This window comes from Streptomyces sp. NPDC005706 (genome assembly GCF_040631045.1).
GTDB lineage: Bacteria > Actinomycetota > Actinomycetes > Streptomycetales > Streptomycetaceae > Streptomyces.
The window spans coordinates 131170-156272 of the sequence record NZ_JBEXYS010000005.1; the positions used below are offsets into that span (position 1 = coordinate 131170).

The following is a 25103-nucleotide window of genomic DNA, read 5'->3' on the forward strand; positions in this document are numbered from 1 at the left end:
GGGCCTTTCGCATGGCCGCGCCCGCCGGCTCCCGGCCGGTCCGGCGTCCCACCGACGCCCGGCCGTGGATCTCCCGCGCCGTAAATCACCTGACCCGGCGGCCCGGCCCGGGCACAGTGAACGCATGCCTGACGCCGTGCACCGTCCCGGACTCGACGCCGAGGGATTCCTCGTCCGCGAGGGTTCCCTCGCGCGCGTGCCCGACGTGTTCCGTCCGGTCGTGGCCGCCGCGCGGGACCGGCTGCCGGCCCTTCTCGGGGCGCGGCTGCACAGCGCGTACCTCTACGGGTCGGTTCCGCGCGGCACCGCGCGCGTGGGACGCAGCGACCTCGACCTGCTCCTCGCGCTGCGTGAAGAGCCGACGGACGCCGACCAAGAGGCCGTCCGCGCCTTCGGTGAGGCTCTCGACGAGGAGTTTCCGCAGATCGACGGGGTCGGCACGCTGCTGTACGGCCGGGCGCGGCTGCTGAGCGACCTGGAGCGGCACGACCTGGGCTGGTTCGTCGCCTGTCTGTGCACTCCGCTGCTCGGGGACGATCTCGCCGCGCACCTGCCGCGGTACCGCCCCGACTCCCTGCTGGCCCGGGAGACCAACGGCGACCTCGCCCTGCTGCTGCCGCGCTGGCGCGAGCGGATCGAGCGGGCGGCCGGCACCGAGGAGACCCGGCGGCCGCTCGTCCGCTTCATGTCCCGGCACCTCGTGCGCACCGGCTTCACCCTCGTCATGCCCCGCTGGCGCGGCTGGACCAGCGACCTGCGCGAGATGGCCGGGGCGTTCGGCGCCCATCATCCCGGGCGGGCCGGGCAGATGCTCCGGGCGGCCGAGTACGGCTATGAGCCCGTCGGTGACCCGGACGTACTGCGGTCGTACGTGGACGACCTCGGTCCCTGGCTCGCCGCGGAGTACGCGCGCGTGCACGGCGTGAAGGCGCCACGGCCCACGAACCCCTGAGAGGACCGGGCGCTAGATGAGCCCGTGCTCGCTCAGGTAGTCCATCTGAGCCCGCACCGACAGCTCCGCCGCCGGCCACAGGGAGCGGTCCACGTCGGCGTACACATGGGCGACGACCTGCTTGGGGGTGCGGTAGCCGTCCTCGACGGCCGTCTCGACCTGGGCGAGGCGGTGGGCGCGGTGGGCGAGGTAGAACTCGACGGCCCCCTGGGCGTCCTCCAGGACCGGGCCGTGGCCCGGCAGGACCGTGTGGACGCCGTCGTCCACGGTGAGGGAGCGCAGCCGGCGCAGGGTGTCCAGGTAGTCGCCGAGGCGGCCGTCCGGATGGGCCACGACGGTCGTGCCGCGCCCGAGGATGGTGTCCCCGGTCAGCACCGCCCGGTCGGCCGGGAGGTGGAAGCACAGTGAGTCCGCGGTGTGCCCCGGGGTCGGTACGACTCTCAGCTCCAGGCCGCCGACCGTGATCACGTCGCCGGCGGCCAGGCCCTCGTCGCCGAGCCGCAGCGCCGGATCGAGGGCACGCACGCGCGTGCGGGTCAGCTCGGCGAACCGGGCGGCGCCCTCGGCGTGGTCGGGGTGGCCGTGGGTGAGCAGGGTCAGGGCTATGCGCTTGCCGGCCTTCTCCGCCGTGTCGACGACGGCGCTCAGGTGGCCGTCGTCCAGCGGCCCCGGGTCGATCACCACGGCCAGGTCGGAGTCGGGCTCGGCGACGATCCAGGTGTTGGTGCCGTCCAGGGTCATCGCGGAGGCGTTGGGCGCGAGCACGTTGACGGCGCGTTCGGTCGCCGGCCCCGTGAGGACACCGCCCCGGGGCTGACCGGGCAGGGCGCTTGCGTCCGTCATGCGGGGCCTCCTCCGGTGCTCGGAGCCGTCGTCTCGCGTTCCGTCCCAGGTGCCCCGCCGGGGGCCGTCCCACTCGCCGGGACGTGCTTGGTGAACTCGTCGTGCCCGGGCCAGGACAGGACGATCTCGCCGTCCACCAGGCGGGCCCTGGCCAGCACCGGGGTCATGTCCCGTGCCGGCGCCGCCGCGAGCGCCCCGGCCGCCGTGTCGTACGGGAGGAGCTGGCGCAGGGTGGCGATGGTGGGCGGCATCATCAGCAGCTCGCCCTTGTCGTACCCGGCGGCGGCCTCCCCGGGGCGGATCCACACCGTGCGGTCGGCCTCCGTGGAGGCGTTGCGGGTGCGCTGTCCCTCGGGCAGGACGGCCACGAAGAACCAGGTGTCGTAGCGGCGGGACTCGAACTCCGGGGTGATCCAGCGGGTCCAGGCGCCCAGCAGGTCGGAGCGGAGCACCAGGCCTCGGCGGTCCAGGAACTCGGCGAAGGACAGCTCGCGCGCGACCAGGGCGGCACGGTCCGCCTCCCAGTCGTCCCCGGTGGTGTCCCCGACGACCGAGTCGGCGTCGGGGCCGGCGAGCAGGACGCCCGCCTCCTCGTACGTCTCCCGTACGGCGGCGCAGACGACGGCCTGGGCGCCGCTCTCGTCGACGCCCAGCCGTTCCGCCCACCACGCGCGCGTGGGGCCGGCCCAGCGGACCAGGCGGTCGTCGTCACGCGGGTCGACACCACCGCCGGGGTACGCGTACGCGCCTCCGGCGAAGGCCATGGAGGCGCGTCTGCGCAGCATGTGGACGGCCGGGCCGGCCGGAGTGTCCTTCAGGAGCAGCACGGTGGCCGCGCGCTTCGGGGACACCGGTGCGAGGGTGCCGTCCGCGAGCGCGCGGATGCGGTCGGGCCACTCCGGGGGGTACCACTGACCGTTCGCCATGGCCGGAGGCTATCCCGTGTAGGGCGAATGTTCGAGAGGCGCCCGAGGTCAGAGAGGTCAGTGAACGAGCTCGACCTGGATCTCGACCTCGACCGGGGCGTCCAGCGGCAGCACCGCGACGCCCACCGCGCTGCGGGCGTGCACGCCCTTGTCGCCGAGGACCTCGCCGAGCAGCTCACTGGCGCCGTTGACGACACCGGGCTGCCCGGTGAAGTCGGCGGCCGAGGCGACGAAGCCGACGACCTTCACCACGCGCGCGATGCGGTCCAGGTCGCCGGTGACGGACTTCACGGCGGCCAGCGCGTTCAGCGCGCAGGTACGGGCCAGCTCCTTGGCCTCCTCGGCCGTGACCTCGGCGCCCACCTTGCCGGTGACCGGAAGCTTGCCCTCCACCATCGGCAGCTGGCCGGCGGTGTAGACGTACACACCGGACTGCACGGCCGGCTGGTACGAGGCCAGCGGCGGTACGACCTCCGGCAGGGTCAGGCCCAGTTCGGCCAGCTTCTCCTCGACCGCGCTCACGCCTGCTTCTCCCGCTTCAGGTAGGCCACGAGCTGCTCGGGGTTGTTGGGCCCGGGCACGACCTGGACGAGCTCCCAGCCGTCCTCGCCCCAGGTGTCCAGGATCTGCTTCGTGGCATGGACGAGCAGCGGCACGGTCGCGTATTCCCACTTCTTGGTCATGGGCCGACTGTAGCCGCTGTGGTCACCCGGGCAGGCGGCCGACCACGGGCTTCGCCGGCCACGGCGGACGCCGGGCATGAGGGCGGCGGACGCGGGGCACGAGGACGGCGGACGCGGATCCCGGGGCCGACCGGGAGCGGCGTTGTCCACAGCCTCCCGCGTGACAGTCGGCCGGACTGGTTAGGCTCGAATACGTGAGCAGGCTCCAGGTCGTCAGCGGCAAGGGCGGGACCGGCAAGACGACGGTCGCCGCCGCACTCGCGCTGGCCCTCGCGACCGAGGGGAAGCGGACGCTTCTCGTGGAGGTCGAGGGCCGGCAGGGCATCGCACAAGTCTTCGAGACAGATGCGCTGCCCTACGAGGAACGGAAAATCGCGGTCGCACCCGGTGGCGGGGAGGTGTACGCCCTCGCCATCGACCCCGAACTCGCCCTTCTGGACTATCTCCAGATGTTCTACAAGCTCGGCGGCGCGGGCCGGGCGCTGAAGAAGCTCGGCGCGATCGACTTCGCCACCACGGTCGCGCCGGGGCTCAGGGACGTCCTGCTGACCGGCAAGGCGTGCGAGGCGGTCCGCCGCAAGGACAAGGCGGGCCGGTTCACGTACGACCACGTCGTGATGGACGCGCCGCCCACCGGGCGCATCACCCGGTTCCTCAACGTCAACGACGAGGTCGCCGGGCTCGCGAAGATCGGCCCGATACACAATCAGGCACAGGCGGTGATGCGGGTGCTGAAGTCGCCGGAGACGGCGGTGCACCTGGTGACGCTGCTGGAGGAGATGCCCGTACAGGAGACCGCCGACGGCATCGCCGAACTCCGCGCGGCGCGGTTGCCGGTGGGCAGGGTCGTCGTGAACATGGTCCGGCCACGGGTGTTGGACGCGGCGGAACTGGAACTCGTACGGACCGTGCCGCGCACCTCCGTCGCGCGGGCCCTGTCGGCCGCCGGGCTCGGCGGGGCGCGGCGCGGCGGGCACGCGGAGCGGCTGGTGGACCCGTTGCTGGACCAGGCCGCGGAGTACGCCGAGCGGTACGCGCTGGAGCAGGAGCAGCGCGCGGTCCTCGGTGAACTGGGGCTGCCGTTGCACGAACTGCCGCTGCTCGCCGAGGGCATGGACCTCGCGGGCCTGTACGAACTCGCCACCGAGCTGCGGAAGCAGGGGTTGTCATGAGTCCGGACCCGGCCGAGGCGCAGGACGCCGCCCGCCCTCACCTCTCCCCCGCGCGCGTACTCGGCGTAGATCCGCTGCTGGACGACCCGGACACCCGGATCGTGGTGTGCTGCGGCTCGGGCGGCGTCGGCAAGACGACGACCGCCGCGGCGCTGGGGCTGCGGGCGGCCGAGCGGGGCCGCAAGGTGGTCGTCCTCACCATCGACCCGGCCCGCAGGCTCGCCCAGTCGATGGGCATCGACTCCCTCGACAACGTGCCCCGGCGGGTCAAGGGCACCGAGGGCGACGGCGAGCTGCACGCGATGATGCTCGACATGAAGCGCACCTTCGACGAGGTCGTGGAGGCGCACGCGGACCGGGAGCGGGCGGCCGCGATCCTGGCGAACCCGTTCTACCAGTCGCTCTCGGCGGGCTTCGCGGGCACGCAGGAGTACATGGCGATGGAGAAGCTGGGGCAGCTCCGGGCGAGGGACGAGTGGGACCTGATCGTGGTCGACACCCCGCCGTCCCGCTCGGCGCTGGACTTCCTGGACGCGCCCAAGCGGCTCGGCTCCTTCCTGGACGGCCGGCTGATCCGTCTGCTGACCGCTCCGGCCAAGCTGGGCGGCCGCGCGGGGATGGCCTTCCTCAACGTCGGCATGTCGATGATGACCGGCACCCTGGGCAAGCTGCTCGGCGGTCAGCTGCTGAAGGACGTGCAGACGTTCGTGGCCGCGATGGACACCACCTTCGGCGGGTTCCGCACGCGCGCGGACGCCACGTACAAGCTGCTCCAGGCGCCCGGCACGGCGTTCCTGGTGGTGGCGGCGCCGGAGCGGGACGCGTTGCGCGAGGCGACGTACTTCGTGGAGCGGCTGGCCGCGGAGGAGATGCCGCTGGTGGGGCTGGTGCTCAACCGGGTGCACGGCAGCGGTGCCGGCCGGCTGTCGGCGGAGCGGGCACTCGACGCCGCGGAAAATCTTGAGGACCCCCGCATTGTGGATCAGGGGGACGGGAAAGCTGGACTTCGTAACTCTCCCGACACATACGGCAGTTCAGAATCTCCCGCTGCCACACCATCGGCTCCGGACGACGGCTCCCCCGCCGGCACCGACGACGGCTCCCCCGCCGCGGACCCGGAGCGGACTGTGGACCAGCTCACCGCAGGCCTGCTGAGGCTGCACGCCGAGCGCATGCAACTGCTCTCGCGCGAGCAGCGCACGCGTGACCGCTTCCTCGCCCGCCATCCCGAGGTGGCGGTCGTCGAGGTGCCGGCGCTGCCCGGTGACGTGCACGACCTCACGGGTCTGCGTGACATCGGCGACCGGCTGGCGGCGGGGCATACGGAACTGTCGTAGCCCGGAGCGCGCGTGGCTGTCCTGCGCGCGTGGCTGTCGCGCGCCGGCGGCTCGCGGCAGACGTGGACGGGCAACGCGCGTGACGCGCGGAGGTGTCGAGCGCGCGTGGCGCGCGGAGGTGTCGCGCGCTTGGCGCTCGTGACCGGCGTGCGCCAGCGGCCGTCGCACGCTCGAACGACGGGCGCACGTGACTCGCCGGGCGCTTACCGCCCACGCCGCGCCGGGCTGCCACCGCCGCGGCGCCCTGTCACGCCGCCACGGGCCACCGCCACTTCGCCGGGCCACCGCCGCTCGCCTGCCCGGCGGCCGCCTACCCAGCGGGCATCGCCACACCGGCACACACACCTGCCGGCCGGGCCCGGGCCAAGGCCGCTCCTCGAGCGGCCGTCGCCTCGACCATCCTCGCCTCGACCGCGCTCGCCCCAGTAATACCGGGGCGACACGCAGGGGCGTCGCCGTCAGCTGACCGCCGCGTAGTTCTCGTACACCTCGTCGCTGTCGAGGGACACGATGCCCGCACCGCGCTCGTACTCCGAGCGTGCGGTCTCCAGCAGCCTGCGCCATGAGGTCACGGTGGGCCGCCTGCGCAGCAGTGCGCGGCGCTCCCGCTCCGTCATGCCTCCCCACACACCGAACTCGACGCGATTGTCGAGCGCATCGGCCAGGCACTCGGTGCGTACCGGACATCCGGTGCACACCGCCTTGGCCCTGTTCTGCGCTGCTCCCTGCACGAACAGTTCATCCGGATCGGTAGTGCGGCAGGCGGCCTGCGCACTCCAGTCGGTAACCCAGCCCATACCGGCGCCGTCCTCTCCCGAATCGAGGCTCCCCCACGGCGGCAGCGGCATATTCACCGCCGCCAGTTGAGGACGTTACGGAAGGCGGGGACAGCGCAACACCCCCTTCGGGCCCAATCTTGAATGGCCCGAACGGACTATGGGTAAGCGGCAGATCACCCGGGGGAGTGAGCTGACGACATGCGCGACCATCCCGGCATACCGGGACGGCTGTGGTGCGCCACACCGGGCGCCAGGTGACACACGAGGCGGAATCGGACACGCCCCGCCAGAAATTACAGGAGTACTTCCGGAACGATTCGGGTTCGCCGGACGTATTGAAGTGTGGCCGCGCCGCTGTGACAGTTACGAGCAGCTTAGGCCAAGGCCTGTGCGCCTGTCCGGCGAATGAGAACGTAGGCCCCTGCTCTGCCGTGCCGTGACAGGAGCCGCGACCCGCCGGACCAGGGGCGCGCACGTCACGATCCGGCACCCGAACATCCCGACGGAGGGCCGCTCCCTCGGAACGCTCATAAGTACGGATTAGGCTGCCCCCATGGCAAAGAAGCGCTCGAGCGGTGGCCTGTCGGCAACGCAGCAGGCCGCCAAGTTCCTCGGTGTCAGTGTGCTCGCGGGAGCCGTGATGGCGGGCATCGCGCTGCCCGCGGCCGGCGCGCTGGGCCTCGCGGCCAAGGGCTCGGTCAAGGGCTTCGACGAGATCCCGGCCAACCTCAAGAGCCCCCAGCTCAGCCAGCGCACGACCATACTGGACAGCCGGGGGGACCAGATCGCGACCGTCTACTCCCGTGACCGCACGGTGGTGGACCTCAAGAACATTTCGCCGTACATGCAGAAGGCGATCGTCGCGATCGAGGACTCGCGCTTCTACAAGCACGGCGCGATCGACCTCAAGGGCGTGCTGCGCGCCCTGAACAAGAACGCGCAGAGCGGCGGCGTCTCCCAGGGTGCCTCCACACTCACCCAGCAGCTCGTGAAGAACTACTTCATCGAGGAGGCCGGTGACGACCCGACGAAGGTCGCCGAGGCCACCCAGCAGACCCTCGGCCGCAAGGTCCGGGAGCTGAAGTACGCGATCCAGATCGAGGAGAAGCTCGGCAAGAAGAAGATCCTCGAGAACTACCTGAACATCACCTTCTTCGGCGAGCAGGCCTACGGCGTGGAGGCGGCCGCCCAGCGCTACTTCTCCAAGCACGCCAAGGACCTGAACCTGCAGGAGTCGGCGCTGCTGGCCGGCATCGTGCAGTCCCCGAGCCGCTACGACCCGGTGAACGACGAGGCCGAGGCCACCAAGCGGCGCAACACCGTGCTGCAGCGCATGGCGGAGGTCGGCAACGTCTCCCAGGCGGAGGCCGACCTGGCCAAGGAGAAGCCGCTCGGACTGCATGTCAGCCAGCCGAAGAACGGCTGCATCACCGCCACCAAGGGCTCCGCGTTCTTCTGCAAGTACGTGGAGCACCTCTTCCTGACCGACCAGACCTTCGGCAAGACCCGCGAGGCGCGCGCCAAGCTCTGGAACCGCGGCGGCCTGACCATCCGTACGACGCTCGACCCGCAGGCACAGGACTCCGTCCAGGCCTCGCTGAAGGAACACGTCTACAAGTCCGACAAGGTCGCCGCGGCCGCCACGCTGGTCGAGCCCGGCACGGGCAAGGTCCTGGCCATGGGTCAGTCGAAGCCGTTCGGCTACGGCAACAACGAGACGGAGTACAACTTCTCGGTCAACCGGGACCTGGGCGGCTCGAACTACGGCTTCCCGACCGGTTCGACGTTCAAGCCGTTCGTGGCGGCGGCCGCGATCGAGGGCGGCAAGCCGGCGACGCAGGAGTACTCGGCGCCGTACAAGATGAACTATCCGAGCCCCGTCCAGCGGTGCAGCAGCAGCCCGTACGTCAACAACAAGAACGAGACGGTCGAGAACGAGAACGAGTCGGAGAAAGGCCCGTACCGCATGAAGGAGGCGATGGCGAAGTCCATCAACACCTACTTCGTGCAGCTCATCTCCGACATCGGTCTGTGCCCGGTGGTGAAGATGACCGACGCGCTGCACGTGGTGCAGGGTGACGGCTCGAAGCTCCCGGAGACCCCGTCGATCGCCCTCGGCTCGATCGGCCTCTCCCCGCTGACCATGGCCGGCGCCTACGCCACCTTCGCGTCCCGCGGCATGTACTGCACGCCCGTCGCCATCGAGTCGATCGTCCAGAAGGTGGGCACCGAGCAGAAGTCGCTCGAGGTGCCCAAGTCCACCTGTTCGCGCGCGATGAGCGAGAAGACCGCCGACACGGTCAACACCCTGCTGCGCGGTGTGGTCGACTCCGGTACCGGCCAGGAGGCGGGCCTGAACGACCGGGAGAGCGCGGGCAAGACGGGTACGACCGACGAGCGCAAGAACGCCTGGTTCGTCGGCTACACCCCCAACATGTCCGGCGCGGTCTGGGTGGGCAGCGCCAAGCAGAACGTCAAGATGACCGGGATCACCATCGGCGGTGTCTACCGCGATCTCGTCTTCGGCGGTCAGGTCCCCGGCCCGATCTGGCGGGACGCCATGGCCGGCGCCCTCGTCGGCAAGGACGCCCCGGACTTCCAGTTGGTCGACATTCCCGACGACCAGGGGGACGGTGGTGACCAGGGAAAAGGCGATCGGGGGGGACGCGACAGGAAAGGGGACAACACGGGGGGACAGACCGGGGGGCTGATCGGCGGACTGACAAACGGGGGAACAAGCCAGGGCGGTGACACCGGCGGCACCATCCCCACCCCGACCTTCTCCCTCCCCGACAACTTCATCGAGGGCCAGACCAACGGTGGCACGCACGGCAACGGCATCGGGGGGCGCCGGGGCTAGCTCCTCGTCGTGACGCGGCGACTGTGAAACGGCGGGGCCGCACCCTCGGTGAGAGGGTGCGGCCCCGCCGTCGTGCACGTATCAGCTGAGGCGGCTGGGCGGCTCAGCCCTGCAGCAGCTTCTTCACCACGGCGGCGACGCGTCCGCCCTCGGCCTGGCCGGCCACCTTCGGGTTCACGATCTTCATCACGGCACCCATGGCCCGCGGCCCCTCGGCGCCGCCCGCCTTCGCCTCCTCGACGGCCTGGGCGACGATCGCGTTCAGTTCGTCGTCGCTGAGCTGCTTCGGCAGGTACGCGGCGAGGACCACGCCCTCCGCCTTCTCCCGCTCGGCCTGCTCGGCGCGGCCGCCCTGCGCGAAGGCCTCGGCCGCCTCACGGCGCTTCTTCGCCTCGCGGGTGATCACCTTCTGCACCTCGTCGTCGGAGAGCTCGCGCTTCTCCTTGCCCGCGACCTCCTCCTTGGTGATCGCGGTGAGCGTCAGCCGGAGCGTCGAGGAGCGGAGCTCGTCGCGCTCCTTGATCGCGGCGTTGAGGTCGTCCTGCAGCTTCGACTTGAGCGTGGTGGTCATGGAGCCGATTGTCTCAGGTACCGGGGCGCGGGCGCCCACCGATTTTGCGGGCGGCCGGTCCTTAGCCCACCGCCGGTCTGACACGATGGTCGTATGCGCGCGCGATACGGAGTACCCCTGGGAATCATGGCGGCAGGCGCCGCCGGAGTGGCCTACGCGGCGGGCTTCGAGGCCCGCTCCTTCCGCCTCCGACGAGTGACGGTCCCGGTCCTCCCACCGGGCATGGGCCCCCTGCGCGTACTCCAGGTCTCCGACATCCACATGGTGCGCGGCCAGCGCAAGAAGCAGCGCTGGCTGCAGTCGCTGGCGGGGCTGCGTCCGGACTTCGTGATCAACACGGGCGACAACCTCTCCGACCCCGAGGGCGTCCCCGAGGTGCTCGACGCGCTCGGCCCGCTGATGGAGTTCCCGGGCGCGTACGTCTTCGGCTCCAACGACTACTACGGCCCGAGGCCCCGCAACCCCGCCCGCTACCTGCTGGAGAAGGCGAGCGGCCGGCACGGCCTGAACGGCAACCCGCCGGCCGTGGGCGTGATCCACAACCCCTGGGAGGACATCAGGGACGGTTTCGACGCGGCGGGCTGGCTGAACCTGACGAACACCCGGGGCGTCCTGAAGGTCGAGGGCGTGTCGATCGAGCTGACCGGCCTGGACGACCCGCACATCAAGCGCGACCGCTACGCGCAGGTGGCGGGCGGGCCCTCCGGCTCGTACGACTTCTCCATGGGCGTCGTCCACGCCCCCTACCTGCGCGTCCTCGACTCCTTCACGGCGGACGACTACCCCCTGGTCCTGGCCGGCCACACCCACGGCGGCCAGCTCTGCATCCCGTTCTACGGCGCCCTGGTCACCAACTGCGACCTGGACACGGACCGCGTGAAGGGCCTGTCCCGGCACACCGCGGAGGGCCGCACATCGTTCCTGCACGTATCGGCGGGCTGCGGCACCAACCGCTACACCCCCATCCGCTTCGCCTGCCCGCCGGAGGCGACGCTGCTGACGCTGGTGGGGCGGGAGTAGGACGCGGGGAGTCGGGGGCGCTCCGGGTGGGCGCCCCCTGACGATGCCGCAAGGACCGTCGCCGGCCGGACCGGCCGCCCCTGAACCCGAACCGGTGGATCACCGCCTAAGCGGGGCCCCTACGAACTCGAATCGCCGGCCCCCTACGACGAACACGAACCCATTCGGACTGCCCCGTATGGCCCCATTCATCCCCTCTGCCTAGCGTGAGGGCATGACCGCCCCGATACCCAGGGACATCCCTGACCTGCCCGCGGTGCCCAGGTCGCCCCTCCTGCTGCCGGCCCCGGTCCCGGCCACGGCGGTGGTGGGCCCGACGCACCGCCCCCTGGCAGCGTTGTTCCGGTTTCTGATCGCCCTCGTGGCAGCCGCCGGCGTCGCCCTGGAACTCCTCCTCGGCACCCCGGCCCGGACCCTGAGCTACTTCAGCGTCCAGGCCAACATCCTGCTGGCCGTCGTCATGCTCTCGTCGGCCTCCAGGGCCTGGCGCACCCGCCGCCCCCTGCCCGCGTCCGTGACCGGCACCGCCCTCCTCTACGCCGTGATCACCGCGCTGACGTACCAGGTACTGCTGGCCCACGCCACACCCGCGTTCACCATGACGGAAGCGGCCCCGCCCCCCGCCCGCTGGCACGCCCAGTGGACAGCGCTCCAGCTCCTCCACACGGTGGCTCCGCTGGCGGCCCTCCTGGACTGGCTGCTGCTCACCCCCGCGGCCCGCCTGCGCCTGCGCCACGCCGCGACCTGGCTCCTCTACCCCCTGGCCTACCTGGCCTTCTACCTCACCCAGGCGGCGCTCCGGTCCCCGTCCACCCCGGCCCGCTACCTCTACCCCTTCCTCGACGCGCAGACCCACGGCTACCGCGACACCCTGGCGAACGCCCTCCTCATCGGCCTCGCCATCTACGCCCTGGCCGTCCTCCTGGTCGCCCTGGACCACGCCCGCCCGACCCCGGTCCGCCACCGCGGCTAAACCGGATTTCGTCTCCGGCCACCAGTGGGCTAAAGTAAACGACGTCGCCGCGCGAAGCAGCGACATCGGGGTGTAGCGCAGCTTGGCAGCGCGCTTCGTTCGGGACGAAGAGGTCGTGGGTTCAAATCCCGCCACCCCGACACAGGTCAGAGGCTCATTCACGTGATCGTGAATGGGCCTCTGTCGTGCTTGGGGGCCAAACAGGGGACCAAAGGCTTTTGATCAAGCCTCGATGGCGGTCGCCTCGCGGCGCCGGGCGAAGATCACGTCCTTGAAGTGCCGCCGCACGTTGGCAGCATCCAGCGGTTCACCGGACCGCGTCGTGAAGACGGCCGGCCGGGCTCCACTCCAGCCCTCGGGGCGCCCTTTGCTGCTTCTGCCACCGCTTGTGTTCTTCGAGGACACCCACCACCTGCTTCGGCAGCGCGATGGTCCGCCTGCTCTTCCTGGTCTTGGTCTCGCCGTGCTTGCGCACCGATCGCCACAACGGCGAAGAATGCACGGGGTTGCCCAACTCGTCCGTATGGCCCCATGCACGGGGAGTCGGACGGACGCGAGTCGAACACGGCACTTAGCGTCTGTCGCGGGCGATCATCAGCGCCGAGGCGGTCCCGTATGTCCATGTCGGGCATCGATCGCTGCCTTCATCCGGAGCACGCCAGCGCACCTCTGGTGTGGCGCATTGCAGGAGGTCTGCATGTCGGGAATCACGGTACGGGGGGCATCGGAGCAGGGAAGCAGGGACCGAAGTCGCGGGAGCACAGGTCCGTGGTGGGTGCTGGTGCGGACCTGGGTGACGGGACTTGCGGTCCTGGCCGGCCTGGCCGTCCCGATCGCCATGGCCACGCCCGCCGCCGCGCAGACCGGCACCTTCACCTACGTCACCAACTTCGGCTCGGACAGCGTGTCGGTGATCGACACCGCCACCAACACCGTCACCGCCACGGTCCCCGTCGGCGACGGCCCCTTCGATGTGGCGGTCACCCCGAACGGCGCCCGCGCCTACGTCGCCAACAACAACTCGGACAACGTGTCCGTCATCGACACCACCACCAACACCGTCACCGCCACCGTCCCCGTCGGCGACAGCCCGCGCGGCGTGGCGATCACCCCCGACGGCACCCGCGCCTACGTCGCCAACCTCGGCTCCGACAACGTGTCCGTCATCGACACCACCACCAACACCGTCATCGCCACCATCCTCGTCGGCAACGGCCCCCGCAGCGTGGCGATCACCCCCGACGGTACCCGCGCCTACGTGGTCAACAACCTCTCGAACGACGTGTCCGTCATCGACACCGCCGCCAACACCGTCATCGCCACCGTCCCCGTCGGCGTCAACCCCATCGGTGTGGCGATCACCCCCGACGGCACCCGCGCCTACGTCACCGACCAAGGCTCGGCCGAAGTGTCCGTGATCGACACCGCCACCAACACCGTCATCGCCACCATCCCCGCCGGCACATCCCCCATCGGTGTGGCGATCACCCCGGACGGCACCCGCGCCTACGTCGCCGACAACGCCGAGGGAAATGTGCGGGTGATCGACACCACCACCAACACCGTCGTCGGGAACCCCATCCCCGTCGGCGTCAGTCCGAACGAGGTGGCGATCACCCCGGACGGCACCCGCGCCTACGTCGCCAACGCCGGCTCCGACAGCGTGTCCGTGATCGACACCACCACCGACACCGTCACCACCACCGTCCTCGTCGGTGATGTCCCCGTGGGCGTGGCGATCGGGACCAGTGCCGCGGAGCGCATCCCGACCACCCTGACCCTCAAGGTGCAGAAGAAGTGGAAGCCGAAGGACTCCCGGGGTGCCGGCGGTGAGGACGGCGTCACCCTCAAAGCCCAGCTGACCGCAGAAGGCCGGCCGCTGGCAGGCAAGGAGATCGAATTCACCACCGACTCCACCGTGCTGTGCACCGACACGACCGACAGCAGGGGCAAGGCCACCTGCAAGGTGCCCGGCAAGCAGCCCAACGAGATCTGCTACACCGCCACCTTCGCCGGCGACGATACCTACGAGCCCTCCACCGCGACCGTCTGCAAGAGCAAGGACCACAAGGACGGCCTCTGGTCAGAACTGGCCGCCCCGAGCGACATCCATGACGATGTCCGCGACCTCGTGCAAAACACCATGGCCTCGGCAGGCCTGACCGGCTGAGACACCCGGACCGGTCCAGGACGCGCTTGACGCCGAAGGAGCCCCCCTCCCGCCCCCGTAGGCCGGTGCGGGGGCGCGGTCTCTACTGTGTTGTGAAGGTAGAGGGACAGTGCGAGGCCGATCACTCCGACCAGGGCGGCCACGGATGGGGGCGAGGGCGCGCTGCTTCACAGCAGCGCGCCATCATGCTTGAAGATCGCGGGCGAGACCCCTCGTCACTTCACGTCGACGAAGTCGCCCGCAGCCTTGGCGGCGGGCGTGGTGCTCGTGCCCGTGAAGTAGTAGCGCCAGTAGCCGTCGGCGGAGGCGGTGACCGTGGTCTTCGCGTTGCCGCTGCCGTCCGTGTTCACGGTCTTCACGGTGCTGTACGTGCTGCTGCCGGACTTGCGGAACTGCAGCTTCACCGGCTGTCCGGCGTAGCCGTGATACAGGTGGTCCTCCCAGTTCGCCCTGCTCAGCTTGCCCGTGACGGTGATCGTCCGGCCCTTGGCGACCGGCTCCGGCGAGGCGTTGACCGTGAGCTTGGAGTAGCGCTGCACGTGGAAGGTGCCGAGATTCGTCCGCTTCGCCGAGTCGCCGTCCTTGGCCTTCGCGTACGCGCCGAAGTGCCAGGTTCCCGCGAAGGCGTTGTAGTGGAGGTCGTACTCGGGAACGACGGTGTATTTCGACGTGCAGGTGACCGTGGTCCCCGTCGTGCACGTGGTTTCGCTGGGCGAGTCCTGGGTCCAGAAGGCGTCGGGGTCGCTCCAGGTGCCGTGATACAGGTACGTCTGCCCGGAGGCTATGCCGGACGGGTCGGAGGCCGTGAACGTGACGTTGAATGTGACCTTGTTCGTCGTGCCGACGGCGACGTCCTTGCCGCCGTTCACCACCACGTTCGAAACGTTGGTGTCCCCCACCACCGTGTCCGCGTGAGCGGTCGGAACGGTGAGGGCCATGAGTGCCAGCGCGCCGGACGTAGCGGCACCGATGGCGAGTTTGCGCATGGGTTCTCTCAAAGGAGGAGGCCTGTCGCCGAGGTAGGCGTTTGGCGAGTGAGCGAACTGTAAGGGATGGCCTCGTCCCACCGGACGCCTGCTCCCCGGCACCTCACCAGTCCCGAGCTGACGGGCCAGCCGATAGCCTGCATTCCCTCCTTGATGTGAGAAGGCGTTTTGGCGAGCTCGATACCTCCCGCGTTGAAGTCGGCTCTCAACGAGCTGCGCCGGGTACGGTCGTCGAGGCCGGCCGAAGAGGACTGGGCGGCTTACGCCGACTGGCGCGACCAGATGGCGGCGGTGCTGGACAGCCTCGCCGGCAACCTGTTGCACGAGGCCGATCGACGGCAGGCACGCGCCGAGGCCGAAGCAGCGAGGGAACAGGCCAGGGCGATCCGAACGCAGGTCAACGGCCCCGTCGGTCGAACGGCGGCGGGGCTCCGCGTCCGTGGTACTCGCCCACTACCGCTCCATTCGGGCGCGGACGGCCTGGGCGGACCATGCGAACGCCGGTGTCAGGTTCTGCGGGGCGGGCCAGCCGTTCATCACTGCGAGCAGCTGGAAGTACCGGTCCCTGCGCGGGTCGTTCACGCTCTCCAGACGGGCCAGCAGCAAGCAGGGCAGCTCGGTGTCGCAGTGTGCCTGCTCGGCCGCGTGGTCCTCGGCCGTCCGCCGCATGCCGGCACGGAAGTCCGGGTCCAGGGCCAGTTCGGCCCACTCCACCCATGCCCGGACCTGCTCGGCCTCGGCGTTGCCGGGTATCTCGGGTGTCATCGAGCGCCTGATCCCCGCGAACGCGGAGCCGGCGCCGAGGCCGCCGAAGGCGGCGACCGGCGGTTCCGCCGCGGACTCAGCCGGGCGGCGTGGCCGGGGGCCGCATGCCGAGCCATTGCTCGCTGCCCCAGGCCTCGAACCGCTCCACCTCGGTGAACCCCAGCTTCGCCGCCAGACGCATCGAGCCGACGTTGGCGCTCTGGGTGGTGAGCACCACCGGCTCGCCGGGGAGCGTGCCGCCGAGCCAGTCGAGTGCCGCCGCGCACGCCTCGGCGGCGTACCCGAATCCCCACGCCCGCGGCAGGAACAGGTAGCCGAGGTCTGCCTTCCCCGCGGCAGCCGGGCGACGGTGTCCCGTTGCCCTCCTGAGCAGGATCTGGCCGATCATCGACCCGTCGAGATCGACGACGAAACTCCCGGGCCACCGCTCGGGCACCTCGGGTGTCTCGCGCTCGAGCTCGTCACGTCGACGGGGACCGCCGAGGTAGGTGTTCACCTCCGGCGAGGCGAGCAGTTCGATGAACGCCGCGCGGTCGCGGGCCTCGGGCTCACGGAGCACGAGCCTCTCGGTCCTGATCGGCTCGGGCGGCCAGGCCATCGGTCCAAGATCTTCCATTTCGTGGACGCTAACAGGTGGTCAGATCGGTCGGCCAGAGGCCAGGGAAGCCGGGTGACGGCGGTTCGCCGCGTCTCCTCCGGTTGCTTCACCGGCCTGCGGCCGACTGCTTTCGGCCCGGGTGACGGCCGGTGGGTTCCGGGGTCTTTGGTGGTCCCCTGTCTTCCCAGCTCTCGTGGCCTGCCATTAATGTTTCGCCGCTGCCGTCGGATGACGATCAAGATGCCGTCCGTTCGCCCCGGAGGAGGGGTCCGGTAGCCATCCATTCACTGTGGGGGCACTTTGAACGCGCGTACGCGTCGCGGATCCGCGGCGCTCACGACCGTCGCCGCGCTCGCGGCCGGTCTCGTCGGCGGGCTTCCGGGCCCGGCGACCGCCGCCACCGGCGACTGGCCCGCTGCCGACGGCAAACTGCTGTACACCGACGTCGGCGGTCACATGGGCTTCGTCAACCCCAACGGGACCTCGTGGTCCCAGTTCTCCCCGTCCGGCAACCAGGGCGCCTGGTCCGCCGACGGCAGCCAGGTCGCCTTCGTGAACTCCGACCACATCCGCACGGCGTGGGCCGACTCGGAGGACACCGGCCTCGACATCCCCATGCCGGCGGGCAGCGGCTGGCATCCGGCCGACCCGACGTTCTGGTACGGCGGCGGCGACATCGTCTTCAAGGCCGAAGGCCGGCTGCGGGTGACCGCGGCCGACGGCACGCGCACGCCCCGGGCGCTGTTCGGCACCGACGTCGACGGCTGCGACTCCAAGCCGAGCGGTTCGGCCGACGGCATGCTGGCCTTCGTACGCACCGGCACCAGTTGCACCACCACCGGTACGCCGGCGGTGTGGGTCTACAACGGCCGTACCGGCAAGTTCCTCAAGCTGGCCGACGACGCCAGGGAGTCGAGCATCTCCCCGGACGGCCGGTCGGTGGCCTTCACCCGGTCGGTCGGCGGGCACAAGCAGGTGTTCACGGTCGGGACCGACGGCACCGGGCTGACCCAGGTCACCACGGACGCCACCGACCACAACCGGCCCGCCTGGTCCCCGCAGGGCGACCGGATCGCGTACGACGTCTACGTCACCGGCAACCCGGACGTCCCCCAGGGCCCGCAGGTGTGGATCCACGACCTCGGCACGGGCACGCAGACGCAGGTCCCCCAGGGCGACGGCACCGACGTGGCCTGGCAGCCGCTCCGGGACAACGCCATCTCCCGGGTCTACGGCTCCGACACCTACGACACCAACATCGCCTCGTCCAAGTGGACCTGGAACACGGTCGGCAAGAGCACGCCCGGCCTGGCGAACGCGGGCGCGGCCGTCCTCATCAGCAAGTCGGACTCGGCGTACGCCACAACCGCGGCCTCGCTGGCCGGCAAGAAGCGCGGGCCGGTGCTGATGACCTCGGGCACGGCTCTGGACTCCACGGTGCAGACCGAGCTGAAGCGCATGCTGCCCAAGGGCAAGACCGTGTACCTCGTCGGCGGCACCAAGGTGCTCAGCGGTTCGGTGGCGTCGAAGGTGACTTCGCTCGGCTACGTCGCCAAGCGGCTGTCCGACGTCTCGCGCTACTCCACCTCGGTGGCCGTGGCCAAGACGATCACCAGCGCGCCGAAGTACGTCTTCCTGGCCACCGGTACCGACTACCACAACGCCCTCGCGGCCAGCTCCGCCGCGGGCTCCATGGGCGGTTCGGGCAGCGCGGTCGTGCTGCTGACCGAGGGCTCGACCATGACGGCGTCCGTCTACGGCTACCTCGACAAGTACAACCCCGGCACCACGAAGATCATCACGGTGGGGACCGACGCGGAGTCGGCGCTGACCAGGGCGTACAACGCCGGCAGGATGCCGCACTGGCCCAGCAAGTACAGCTACTACCGGGTCGCCGGCGGCAGCCCGCAGTCGAACGCCATGCAGCTCGCCGGCCTGTGGTGGTCGCTGCCCCAGAACGCCGCGGTGGCCTCCGTGAACAGTTGGCGTGGCGGTGTCTCCGCGGCGTCGGCGATGACCACGTACGGTCCGCTGCTGTGGACCGACGTCACGTCGCTGTCGTACGACACCAAGCGGTACCTGATGCGGATGTCGTCGAGCGTGAACCACGTGGCCGTCTTCGGCGGCACCGGCTCCGTCGACACGGCCGTCATCCCGAAGATCGGCGCGGCCATCGGCGTGGGCGGCCACTACGCCTACACCGCGTACTACAAGGGAGCGGCCCCGCAGGCACCGGCCGCCCAGGCGCAGTCCGCCGGCGCCGGGAAGCCCGCGGTCCAGCCGGACCTGGCACCTCTGCGGGTGACGGCCCAGCGCTGACCGCCCGGCCCGGACCGCCACCGCGGCGGTCCGGGCCGAGCCGCCCTGCGTACCGGCCGGGAGCTCGCGGACGGTGGCGGCCGCAGGGACGGGAACCGGGAGCGTGGCTAGCGGACGTCCACGAAGTCGCCTGCCGCGCTGACGGCCGGCGTCGTCGCCGTGCCCGCGAAGCTGTAGCGGAAGTAACCGTCGGTGGAGGCGGTGACCGTTGTCCTGAGGTTGCCCGTCGAGTCGGACGTGAGGGTCTTCAGCGTGGTGTACGTGCTGCTGCCCTTCTTGCGGAACTGCAGCTTCACCGGCTGGTTCGTGTAGCCGTGGTACTCGTTGTCCTCCCAGTTGGCGCGGGAGAGCTTGCCGGTGACCGTGACGGTCCGGCCCTTCTTCACCGGTTCCGGCGAGGCGTTGACCGTCAGCTTCGAGTAGCGCTGCACTTTGAACGTGGTGGCCGCGTCCCGGTGGATGTAGTCGTAGTCGTTGGCGGAGACGAGCGTGCCGAGGTTCCAGGTGGCCGCCGCGTTGTTGTCGACGAAGCCGGTCGACGCCTGCGGGTCGAACGTCAGCGTGCCCGTGCAGGTCGACGTGGTGGCGCTCGCCTTGACGCACGTGATCTCGTCGTCCCAGATCTGGGCGAAGTTCGGCTTCGGGCCCGAGGCGCTGATGTACGTGGTCTCGGCGATGCCCGAGTCGTCCGACGCGGTCACGGTGACCTTGGCGGACACCACCTTGGTGGTACCGACGACGACCGGCTTGCCGCCGTTGACGACGACCTTGTCGATCGTGATGTCGCCCTTGCCGCCGTCGTCCGCCTGGGCGGTGGTGGCGCAGATCGCGGTGGTGACCAGCGCGACGCTGGTGCCGAGCAGGGCGAAGCGCGTGGCTTTACGCATGGATGTCCCCCCACGGGATGGTGATCGATCAAGGGGAGCGTATTGCGTCGTCCGGTGGTTCACCACGTCGTTCCGGCGTTTCGGCGCCCGCACCCGGCAGGCGGGTCTCAGGCCGTCGGGGAGACGGCGAGGCCGGCGAGGAGGGCGCGGACCCGACGCTCCGTCTCGTCGCGGATCGGCCGGACGGCCTCGACGCCCTGGCCCGCGGGATCGGGGAGCCGCCAGTCCAGGTAGCGCTTTCCGGGGAAGACCGGGCAGGTGTCACCGCAGCCCATGGTGATCACCACGTCGGAGAGGCGTACGGCGTCCGTGGTGAGGATCTTCGGGGTCTCGGCGGAGATGTCGATCCCCACCTCCTTCATGGCCTCGACGACGGCCGGGTTCACGGTGCCGGCGGGTGCGGAGCCGGCCGAGCGGACCTCGACCCGGTCACCGGCGAGGTGGCTGAGGAAGGCCGCGCCCATCTGGGAGCGGCCGGCGTTGTGGACACAGACGAACAGCACCGAGGGGCGCGGGGTGGGGGCGCTCATGGCCTGGGGTCCTTCTCGGAGGCGGGACGGGGACGGGTGTGAAGGGAGTGGACCGGCTCAGGGGGAAGCCGGTTCGGGCTCGCCGTGCGCGAGGGGGCCCGGGTCCGCGACCTGCGCCGGACGGTCGCGGAGCACGGCCTTTTTTGACGCTGGGCCGGGACGGCCGTGGACGACCGCGACGGCGCCCAGGCCGACCACCGTTCCCAGGAGCTGGGCGGCGATGAACGGCGGTACGGAGGCGGGGGCGATGCCGGCGAAGGTGTCGGTGAAGGCGCGGCCGATGGTGACCGCCGGGTTCGCGAAGGAGGTGGAGGAGGTGAACCAGTAGGCCGCCCCGATGTACGAGGCCACCGCGACCGGCGCCAGAGCGGCGCGGGCGGTGCGGTCGAGGCCGAGGATCAGGGCGATCAGTCCGGCGGTCGCCACGACCTCGCCGAGCAGCAGGTGGCCGGCGGAGCGGTCGTGGGCGGAGAAGCGCACCAGCGGCTCGGCGAACATCGCGTCGGCCAGGGCGGCACCGCAGACCGCACCCGCGATCTGCGCGGGAACGTACGCGGCGACGTCCCGCGCGGCGAGGCCGTCCGGGGCTCGGCGGCCGGTGAACCAGACGGCCAGGGTCACCGCGGGATTGAAGTGCGCGCCGGACACCGGGCCGAACAGGGTGATCAGCACGCCCAGACCGAACACGGTGGCAAGGGAGTCGGCCAGGAGCCGCACCCCGGCGTCGTGGGAGAGCCCGGTGGCCTGGATGCCGGAGCCGACGACGACCGTGACGAGCAGCGCGGTGCCCACGGCCTCGGCCGCGGCGCGGCGGCCGAGCGGCGGGGTCACGTGGTGGCTCCCGCCGTCTCGGGGGTGGTCAGGAACGTCGCGAGCCGGGCGAGGGCGCCGGGGAGGACCCAGTAGTAGACCCAGGTTCCCCGGCGCTCGCAGTCGATGAGGCCGGCCTGCCGGAGCAGTTTGAGGTGGTGGGAGATCGTCGGCTGGGAGAGCTCGAAGGCCGGTGTCATCTCGCACACGCAGACTTCGCCGCCGTCGCGGGAGGCGATCATCGACAGCAGCCGGAGACGGACCGGATCGCCGAGGGCCTTGAACACCTTCGCCAGTTCGGCCGCCCGCTCGTCGCCCAACGGCGCGGACGCCACGCCCCGGCAGCAGCCGGCGTCCTGCCCGATCACCTCAAGCTCTTGTTTCGACATACCTCTATGTTGACGTATATCGAATCAGGGCGCAAGGTTGCATCGACAGACATCGATACAGGCTCTTCGAAGTCATGCAGGAAGTCATGGGGGAAGTCATGGAGGAAGCCATGCGTGAGCAGTCCACGGACCTGCGGGAAACCGTCCGCCGGCGATACGCGGCCGCGGCCGCGGAGGTCACCGGCGGCGGGACCGGCTGTTGCGGGCCGCAGCCGGTCGAGGTCGACGAGAACTTCGGCTCGGCCCTCTACGCCGCCGACGAGCGCGACGCCCTTCCCGCCGAGGCCGTCGCCGCGTCCCTCGGCTGCGGCAACCCGACCGCGGTCGCCGAACTCCGCGACGGCGAGCGCGTCCTCGACCTCGGCTCCGGCGGCGGCATCGACGTCCTGCTCTCCGCGCGCCGCGTCGGCCCGGCCGGCAAGGCGTACGGGCTGGACATGACCGAGGAGATGCTCGCCCTGGCCCTGGCCAACGCCGAGAAGGCGGGCGCCACCAACGTGGAGTTCCTCAAGGGCACCATCGAGGCCGTCCCGCTGCCCGCGGGCACCATCGACGTGGTCATCTCCAACTGCGTGATCAACCTGTCCGTCGACAAGCCGGCCGTCTTCGCCGAGACCTTCCGCGTGCTGCGGCCCGGCGGCCGGCTCGGCATCTCCGACGTCGTCGCCGACGACTCCCTCACCCCGGCCCAGCGGGCCGAACGCGGCGACTACGTCGGCTGCATCGCGGGCGCGCTCTCCTTCGCCGAGTACCGGACGGGCCTGGAGGCCGCCGGCTTCGCGGACATCGAGATCACCCCGGCCCACGCGGTCGCCGACGGCATGCACTCCGCCATCGTCCGGGCCCGTAAGCCGGTGTCCTCCGAGGCGGCCGCGGGTGCCGTCACGCCGGCCGGCACCTGTTGCGGCGTCACCTCCTGCTGCACGGAGACCGAAACGGCGGCCGACCCGGCTCTCGGCGTGTCCGAGGCCAAGTCGGCGTCGGGATGCGGTTGCCGGGACTGACGCCGAGCGAACCGGCCGCTGAACGCGGCCGGTTCAGCCGTCCGTGTGGCACGATCGCCGATGTGGAGTGGGGGAGTCTGGTGGGGACCGGGTTGGGGGCCGTGCTCGGCGTAGGCGCCACGCTGGCCGGCGAGCACGTACGGTGGCGGCGCGCCAGCAGGGAGACGAGGCTGCGGGACCGGCAGACCGCTTACGTGGACTGTCTCGTGGCCTTCCGCCGGGCGCACGAGGCCATGCGGCTGGCCGCGGACGAGGATCACGCGAGCCCGCAGGTCAGGGGTAGCAGGATCAGGCAGGCGTTCCAGGCGTCCGGGTGCGACGAGGCCCGGGAGCGGCTGATACTGACGGCGACCGAGGACGTGGCCACGGCGATCGACGCGTCGTACCACTCGCTGCGCGAGGTCCGTGAGGTACTCGCCTCGGGTCGCGACATCACATCGGCGGACTATCACGCCGCCCGGCAGGCACACGGCGACGCGACCCGCGCGGCCCGTGTCGTCCTGCGGCGCGACCTGAGCAGCCAGGAAGCCTGACCCGCCCACCGCACCCCGGGAACCCCGCCGCCGGTTTCTACGTTGCTGTAGAAGATGCGGTCGCCCTTCCTGGTGGCCGCAACGCCTTCTATCGCATGTGGAGTTGGTTGGCATGGCCCTGTGGGATCGCGTCAAGGAGTCCGCGTCTCAGATGCAGACCCAGTTGGTGGCGAAGAAGAACGACCTCAAGAGCGGCGCCTTCCGCGACGCGAGCATGGCCATGTGCGCGCTGGTCGCGGCTGCCGACGGGACCGTCGATCCCTCCGAGCGGCAGCGCGTGGCCCAGCTCATCGGCACCAACGAGGTGCTGCAGAACTTCCCCGCCGACGATCTGCGCCGGCGCTTCGAGGACAACCTGAACAAGCTCACCGCCGACTTCGCCTTCGGCAAGGTGAGCGTCATGCAGGAGATCGCCAAGGCGAAGAAGAAGCCCGCCGAGGCCCGTGCGGTGATCCAGATCGGCATCGTCATCGGCGGTGCCGACGGCGACTTCGACAAGGACGAGCAGGCCGTCGTGCGGGAGGCGTGCTACGCGCTCGATCTGCCGCCGCACGAGTTCGACCTCTGACTGAACGGATCTGAAGGCGGCGGCGCCCGGTCCCTCAGAGGGGCGTCGCCGCCTTCAGGACGAGGTACATCGTCACGGCCGAGTTCGCCGACGACATGGCGGACACGGCCGTGCCCACCGCCGCGCCCCAGGCCGCCAGGCCCACCGAGGTGAACGCCGGCGGCCAGTGGCGCCCCGCCGGGGCCGGTGCGAGCAGCGCCGCCACCCGGCGCGGGACGGGCCCCGGCGCGGCCAGGCACGGCAGCGTCGCGGCCGGGGCGCGGTGCGAGGACAGGGCCGCCCTGCCGATGGCGCGGGCCACCGTCCGGCGGCTGCCGACCGCGCGGGCCGCCTCCTCGTCCGCCCACCGTTCCGCCGTGTACGACACCGCCGTGCGCAGCGGGCGCAGGAACGGGTTGGCGCACGCCGCCAGGTGGACGGCGAGGAGGAGGCGGTGGTGCCGGGCGGCGAGGTGGGCGCGCTCGTGGGCGAACAGGGCCCTGCGCTCACCGGGCCCGCGGAGACGGTCCAGCAGGGCCGTCGTCACCACCACGCGGTCCCCGCGTCCGCGTCCACCGGGCAGCGCGTACGCGTACGCCGCCTCGTCGCGGAGTACGGCCACCCCGGTGCCCCGGAGGCCGGCCAGGGCCCGGTGCGCGCGGCGCCGGGTGCGGGCATGGCGCCACAGGGCCCGGCCGCAGGCCGCGACCACCGAGCACAGGGCCGGGATCGCCGCCTTCCCGGCGATCGCGTCGTACGGCACCGCGGCACGCACCTCGGGGTCGGACCACGCGTCCGGCAGCGGGTTGCCGGGGAGTTGGGCGGTGCCGACCACCATCACCAGGCCCAGGCACACGGTGCTGCACACCGCCATCACCGCCGCCACACCGGTCAGCAGCCGCGTGGCGCCACGGGGATGCAGGTGCTGTTCGGCCAGGCGCGCGACCGGCCACGCCGTCAACGGCAGCACCAGCGGCAGGAAGACGAAGACTCCCATCAGAAGACTCCCCTCATAAGGCCTCCATCGGGCCTCAGTCGTCCCCCAGCAGGTCTTCTCCCAGCAGTTCGCGCAGCAGCCGCTCGTCCTCCGGGCCGAGGCCGGTGACGAAGCTGGCCAGTACGGCCTGCCGGTCGCCGCCGGCGTCCAGCACCTTGCGCATCTTCCGCGCGGCCAGGTCCGCCTCGTCCGACACCGGCGTCCAGGCGAAGGACCGGCCCGCCCGCTCCCTGGTGACCGCGCCCTTGGCCAGCAGCCGGGTGAGTATCGTGACCACCGTCGTGTAGGCGAGGTCGCCGCCCAGGCGATCCTGCACCCAGCCGGCCGTCGCGGGCCCGCCCGCCTCCCGCAGCGCCGACAGGACCTGCGCCTCCAGCTCGCCCTGCCCGCGCCGGGAACGCCGCCGGTCAGCCGTCACACCCTGTCTCCCTTCCGCTGTCCCACATGTCATG

26 protein-coding genes, 1 tRNA gene and 1 pseudogene are annotated in these 25103 nt (G+C 71.0%); 12 read left to right on the top strand and 16 right to left on the bottom strand.

What is annotated here, in order from left to right:
• The first annotated feature begins 124 nt into the window (after positions 1-124).
• Positions 125-952, top strand: coding sequence for a nucleotidyltransferase domain-containing protein (locus ABZ478_RS11845; RefSeq protein ID WP_359547770.1), 828 nt, complete (start codon positions 125-127; stop codon positions 950-952).
• Between the two features lie 12 nt (positions 953-964).
• Here the strand turns inward: ABZ478_RS11845 and ABZ478_RS11850 are convergent, their stop codons facing one another.
• The 4 genes from ABZ478_RS11850 to ABZ478_RS11865 are packed head-to-tail and all read right to left on the bottom strand — an operon-like array spanning position 965 to position 3404.
• On the bottom strand, positions 965-1795 hold the full coding sequence (locus tag ABZ478_RS11850; protein WP_359547772.1) for an MBL fold metallo-hydrolase: 831 nt from the start codon (positions 1793-1795) through the stop codon (positions 965-967).
• Entirely contained in the window at positions 1792-2721 is a 930-nt protein-coding gene (locus ABZ478_RS11855) for an NUDIX hydrolase (protein WP_359547774.1), read from the bottom strand. Before ABZ478_RS11855 ends, ABZ478_RS11850 begins: the two co-directional genes overlap by 4 nt.
• Positions 2722-2778: 57 nt before the next feature.
• Complete coding sequence (locus ABZ478_RS11860; protein ID WP_359547775.1) at positions 2779-3243, bottom strand: RidA family protein; 465 nt, start codon at positions 3241-3243, stop codon at positions 2779-2781.
• The gene (locus ABZ478_RS11865) at positions 3240-3404 is read right to left on the bottom strand and encodes a DUF4177 domain-containing protein (RefSeq protein ID WP_136744038.1); all 165 of its coding nucleotides are present in this window, start codon (positions 3402-3404) and stop codon (positions 3240-3242) included. The genes ABZ478_RS11860 and ABZ478_RS11865 overlap by 4 nt, the downstream gene beginning before the upstream one ends.
• Before the next feature lie 194 nt (positions 3405-3598).
• Here ABZ478_RS11865 and ABZ478_RS11870 point away from each other — a divergent pair, with 194 nt between their 5' ends.
• Both ABZ478_RS11870 and ABZ478_RS11875 read left to right on the top strand, forming a co-directional pair.
• A complete protein-coding gene (locus tag ABZ478_RS11870; protein ID WP_359547777.1) occupies positions 3599-4576 on the top strand; it encodes an ArsA-related P-loop ATPase in 978 nt (325 codons plus the stop codon).
• A complete protein-coding gene (locus ABZ478_RS11875) occupies positions 4573-5913 on the top strand; it encodes an ArsA family ATPase (RefSeq protein ID WP_359547780.1) in 1341 nt (446 codons plus the stop codon). Before ABZ478_RS11870 ends, ABZ478_RS11875 begins: the two co-directional genes overlap by 4 nt.
• Before the next feature lie 458 nt (positions 5914-6371).
• Here ABZ478_RS11875 and wblA read toward each other — a convergent pair whose 3' ends face one another.
• Complete coding sequence (wblA, locus tag ABZ478_RS11880) at positions 6372-6710, bottom strand: transcriptional regulator WblA (RefSeq protein WP_174266212.1); 339 nt, start codon at positions 6708-6710, stop codon at positions 6372-6374.
• 535 nt (positions 6711-7245) lie between these two features.
• On the opposite strand from wblA, the gene ABZ478_RS11885 reads away from it, so the two are divergent.
• Positions 7246-9552 carry a transglycosylase domain-containing protein gene (locus tag ABZ478_RS11885; RefSeq protein WP_359547783.1) on the top strand — a complete coding sequence of 769 codons (2307 nt, stop codon included), beginning with the start codon at positions 7246-7248 and terminating at the stop codon, positions 9550-9552.
• A 103-nt stretch (positions 9553-9655) separates the two neighbouring features.
• Here ABZ478_RS11885 and ABZ478_RS11890 read toward each other — a convergent pair whose 3' ends face one another.
• On the bottom strand, positions 9656-10123 hold the full coding sequence (locus ABZ478_RS11890; RefSeq protein WP_358932960.1) for a GatB/YqeY domain-containing protein: 468 nt from the start codon (positions 10121-10123) through the stop codon (positions 9656-9658).
• Between the two features lie 93 nt (positions 10124-10216).
• On the opposite strand from ABZ478_RS11890, the gene ABZ478_RS11895 reads away from it, so the two are divergent.
• From ABZ478_RS11895 to ABZ478_RS11905, 3 genes are all read left to right on the top strand, one after another.
• A complete protein-coding gene (locus ABZ478_RS11895; protein ID WP_359547785.1) occupies positions 10217-11143 on the top strand; it encodes a metallophosphoesterase in 927 nt (308 codons plus the stop codon).
• Between the two features lie 214 nt (positions 11144-11357).
• The gene (locus ABZ478_RS11900) at positions 11358-12116 is read left to right on the top strand and encodes a Pr6Pr family membrane protein (RefSeq protein WP_359547788.1); all 759 of its coding nucleotides are present in this window, start codon (positions 11358-11360) and stop codon (positions 12114-12116) included.
• A 66-nt stretch (positions 12117-12182) separates the two neighbouring features.
• A tRNA-Pro gene (locus ABZ478_RS11905) sits at positions 12183-12256 on the top strand.
• 167 nt (positions 12257-12423) lie between these two features.
• Here the strand turns inward: ABZ478_RS11905 and ABZ478_RS11910 are convergent.
• Complete coding sequence (locus ABZ478_RS11910; RefSeq protein ID WP_359547790.1) at positions 12424-12603, bottom strand: hypothetical protein; 180 nt, start codon at positions 12601-12603, stop codon at positions 12424-12426.
• A gap of 306 nt (positions 12604-12909) precedes the next feature.
• On the opposite strand from ABZ478_RS11910, the gene ABZ478_RS11915 reads away from it, so the two are divergent.
• Positions 12910-14286, top strand: coding sequence for a YncE family protein (locus tag ABZ478_RS11915; protein ID WP_359547793.1), 1377 nt, complete (start codon positions 12910-12912; stop codon positions 14284-14286).
• A gap of 215 nt (positions 14287-14501) precedes the next feature.
• Here the strand turns inward: ABZ478_RS11915 and ABZ478_RS11920 are convergent, their stop codons facing one another.
• The 3 genes and pseudogenes from ABZ478_RS11920 to ABZ478_RS11930 form a co-directional block, all read right to left on the bottom strand.
• Entirely contained in the window at positions 14502-15272 is a 771-nt protein-coding gene (locus ABZ478_RS11920) for a calcium-binding protein (RefSeq protein WP_359547794.1), read from the bottom strand.
• Positions 15273-15725: 453 nt separating this feature from the next.
• Positions 15726-16091: pseudogene (locus tag ABZ478_RS11925) on the bottom strand (MerR family transcriptional regulator); the annotation flags it as partial.
• A gap of 22 nt (positions 16092-16113) precedes the next feature.
• Positions 16114-16653 (bottom strand): GNAT family protein, encoded by a 540-nt coding sequence (locus tag ABZ478_RS11930; RefSeq protein ID WP_359547797.1) that lies wholly within the window; start codon positions 16651-16653, stop codon positions 16114-16116.
• A 282-nt stretch (positions 16654-16935) separates the two neighbouring features.
• On the opposite strand from ABZ478_RS11930, the gene ABZ478_RS11935 reads away from it, so the two are divergent.
• The gene (locus ABZ478_RS11935) at positions 16936-18954 is read left to right on the top strand and encodes a cell wall-binding repeat-containing protein (protein WP_359547799.1); all 2019 of its coding nucleotides are present in this window, start codon (positions 16936-16938) and stop codon (positions 18952-18954) included.
• A 107-nt stretch (positions 18955-19061) separates the two neighbouring features.
• On the opposite strand, the gene ABZ478_RS11940 is transcribed toward ABZ478_RS11935, so the two are convergent.
• From ABZ478_RS11940 to ABZ478_RS11955, 4 genes are all read right to left on the bottom strand, one after another.
• A complete protein-coding gene (locus ABZ478_RS11940) occupies positions 19062-19841 on the bottom strand; it encodes a calcium-binding protein (protein WP_359547802.1) in 780 nt (259 codons plus the stop codon).
• A 107-nt stretch (positions 19842-19948) separates the two neighbouring features.
• The gene (locus ABZ478_RS11945; RefSeq protein ID WP_359547804.1) at positions 19949-20371 is read right to left on the bottom strand and encodes an arsenate reductase ArsC; all 423 of its coding nucleotides are present in this window, start codon (positions 20369-20371) and stop codon (positions 19949-19951) included.
• Positions 20372-20428: 57 nt separating this feature from the next.
• Positions 20429-21202, bottom strand: coding sequence for an MIP/aquaporin family protein (locus ABZ478_RS11950; protein WP_359547805.1), 774 nt, complete (start codon positions 21200-21202; stop codon positions 20429-20431).
• Positions 21199-21570, bottom strand: a complete 372-nt coding sequence (locus ABZ478_RS11955; protein WP_359547807.1) for a metalloregulator ArsR/SmtB family transcription factor — start codon at positions 21568-21570, stop codon at positions 21199-21201. Before ABZ478_RS11955 ends, ABZ478_RS11950 begins: the two co-directional genes overlap by 4 nt.
• Positions 21571-21680: 110 nt before the next feature.
• Between ABZ478_RS11955 and arsM the strand changes: the two genes are divergently transcribed.
• From arsM to ABZ478_RS11970, 3 genes are all read left to right on the top strand, one after another.
• Positions 21681-22574: an arsenite methyltransferase gene (gene arsM / locus ABZ478_RS11960; RefSeq protein ID WP_359547809.1), complete on the top strand. Its 894-nt coding sequence runs from the start codon at positions 21681-21683 to the stop codon at positions 22572-22574.
• A 62-nt stretch (positions 22575-22636) separates the two neighbouring features.
• Positions 22637-23107, top strand: a complete 471-nt coding sequence (locus tag ABZ478_RS11965; protein ID WP_359547811.1) for a hypothetical protein — start codon at positions 22637-22639, stop codon at positions 23105-23107.
• Positions 23108-23219: 112 nt separating this feature from the next.
• Complete coding sequence (locus tag ABZ478_RS11970) at positions 23220-23675, top strand: TerB family tellurite resistance protein (protein WP_358933000.1); 456 nt, start codon at positions 23220-23222, stop codon at positions 23673-23675.
• A 34-nt stretch (positions 23676-23709) separates the two neighbouring features.
• On the opposite strand, the gene ABZ478_RS11975 is transcribed toward ABZ478_RS11970, so the two are convergent.
• Positions 23710-24651, bottom strand: coding sequence for a M56 family metallopeptidase (locus ABZ478_RS11975; RefSeq protein ID WP_359547813.1), 942 nt, complete (start codon positions 24649-24651; stop codon positions 23710-23712).
• Positions 24652-24685: 34 nt separating this feature from the next.
• Positions 24686-25102: a BlaI/MecI/CopY family transcriptional regulator gene (locus ABZ478_RS11980; RefSeq protein WP_359547816.1), complete on the bottom strand. Its 417-nt coding sequence runs from the start codon at positions 25100-25102 to the stop codon at positions 24686-24688.
• Position 25103 lies beyond the last annotated feature (1 nt).

What these genes read in the sequence shown, in the direction of transcription:
- ABZ478_RS11945 (WP_359547804.1), bottom strand. Translation starts at nt 20,371, where the DNA reads ATGAGCGCCCCCACCCCGCGCCCCTCGGTGCTGTTCGTCTGTGTCCAC.
- ABZ478_RS11900 (WP_359547788.1), top strand. Translation starts at nt 11,358, where the DNA reads ATGACCGCCCCGATACCCAGGGACATCCCTGACCTGCCCGCGGTGCCC.
- ABZ478_RS11890 (WP_358932960.1), bottom strand. Translation starts at nt 10,123, where the DNA reads ATGACCACCACGCTCAAGTCGAAGCTGCAGGACGACCTCAACGCCGCG.
- ABZ478_RS11850 (WP_359547772.1), bottom strand. Translation starts at nt 1,795, where the DNA reads ATGACGGACGCAAGCGCCCTGCCCGGTCAGCCCCGGGGCGGTGTCCTC.
- ABZ478_RS11930 (WP_359547797.1), bottom strand. Translation starts at nt 16,653, where the DNA reads ATGGAAGATCTTGGACCGATGGCCTGGCCGCCCGAGCCGATCAGGACC.
- wblA (WP_174266212.1), bottom strand. Translation starts at nt 6,710, where the DNA reads ATGGGCTGGGTTACCGACTGGAGTGCGCAGGCCGCCTGCCGCACTACC.
- ABZ478_RS11920 (WP_359547794.1), bottom strand. Translation starts at nt 15,272, where the DNA reads ATGCGCAAACTCGCCATCGGTGCCGCTACGTCCGGCGCGCTGGCACTC.
- ABZ478_RS11865 (WP_136744038.1), bottom strand. Translation starts at nt 3,404, where the DNA reads ATGACCAAGAAGTGGGAATACGCGACCGTGCCGCTGCTCGTCCATGCC.
- ABZ478_RS11940 (WP_359547802.1), bottom strand. Translation starts at nt 19,841, where the DNA reads ATGCGTAAAGCCACGCGCTTCGCCCTGCTCGGCACCAGCGTCGCGCTG.
- arsM (WP_359547809.1), top strand. Translation starts at nt 21,681, where the DNA reads ATGCGTGAGCAGTCCACGGACCTGCGGGAAACCGTCCGCCGGCGATAC.
- ABZ478_RS11855 (WP_359547774.1), bottom strand. Translation starts at nt 2,721, where the DNA reads ATGGCGAACGGTCAGTGGTACCCCCCGGAGTGGCCCGACCGCATCCGC.
- ABZ478_RS11955 (WP_359547807.1), bottom strand. Translation starts at nt 21,570, where the DNA reads ATGTCGAAACAAGAGCTTGAGGTGATCGGGCAGGACGCCGGCTGCTGC.
- ABZ478_RS11845 (WP_359547770.1), top strand. Translation starts at nt 125, where the DNA reads ATGCCTGACGCCGTGCACCGTCCCGGACTCGACGCCGAGGGATTCCTC.
- ABZ478_RS11975 (WP_359547813.1), bottom strand. Translation starts at nt 24,651, where the DNA reads ATGGGAGTCTTCGTCTTCCTGCCGCTGGTGCTGCCGTTGACGGCGTGG.
- ABZ478_RS11885 (WP_359547783.1), top strand. Translation starts at nt 7,246, where the DNA reads ATGGCAAAGAAGCGCTCGAGCGGTGGCCTGTCGGCAACGCAGCAGGCC.
- ABZ478_RS11970 (WP_358933000.1), top strand. Translation starts at nt 23,220, where the DNA reads ATGGCCCTGTGGGATCGCGTCAAGGAGTCCGCGTCTCAGATGCAGACC.
- ABZ478_RS11875 (WP_359547780.1), top strand. Translation starts at nt 4,573, where the DNA reads ATGAGTCCGGACCCGGCCGAGGCGCAGGACGCCGCCCGCCCTCACCTC.
- ABZ478_RS11980 (WP_359547816.1), bottom strand. Translation starts at nt 25,102, where the DNA reads ATGACATGTGGGACAGCGGAAGGGAGACAGGGTGTGACGGCTGACCGG.
- ABZ478_RS11895 (WP_359547785.1), top strand. Translation starts at nt 10,217, where the DNA reads ATGCGCGCGCGATACGGAGTACCCCTGGGAATCATGGCGGCAGGCGCC.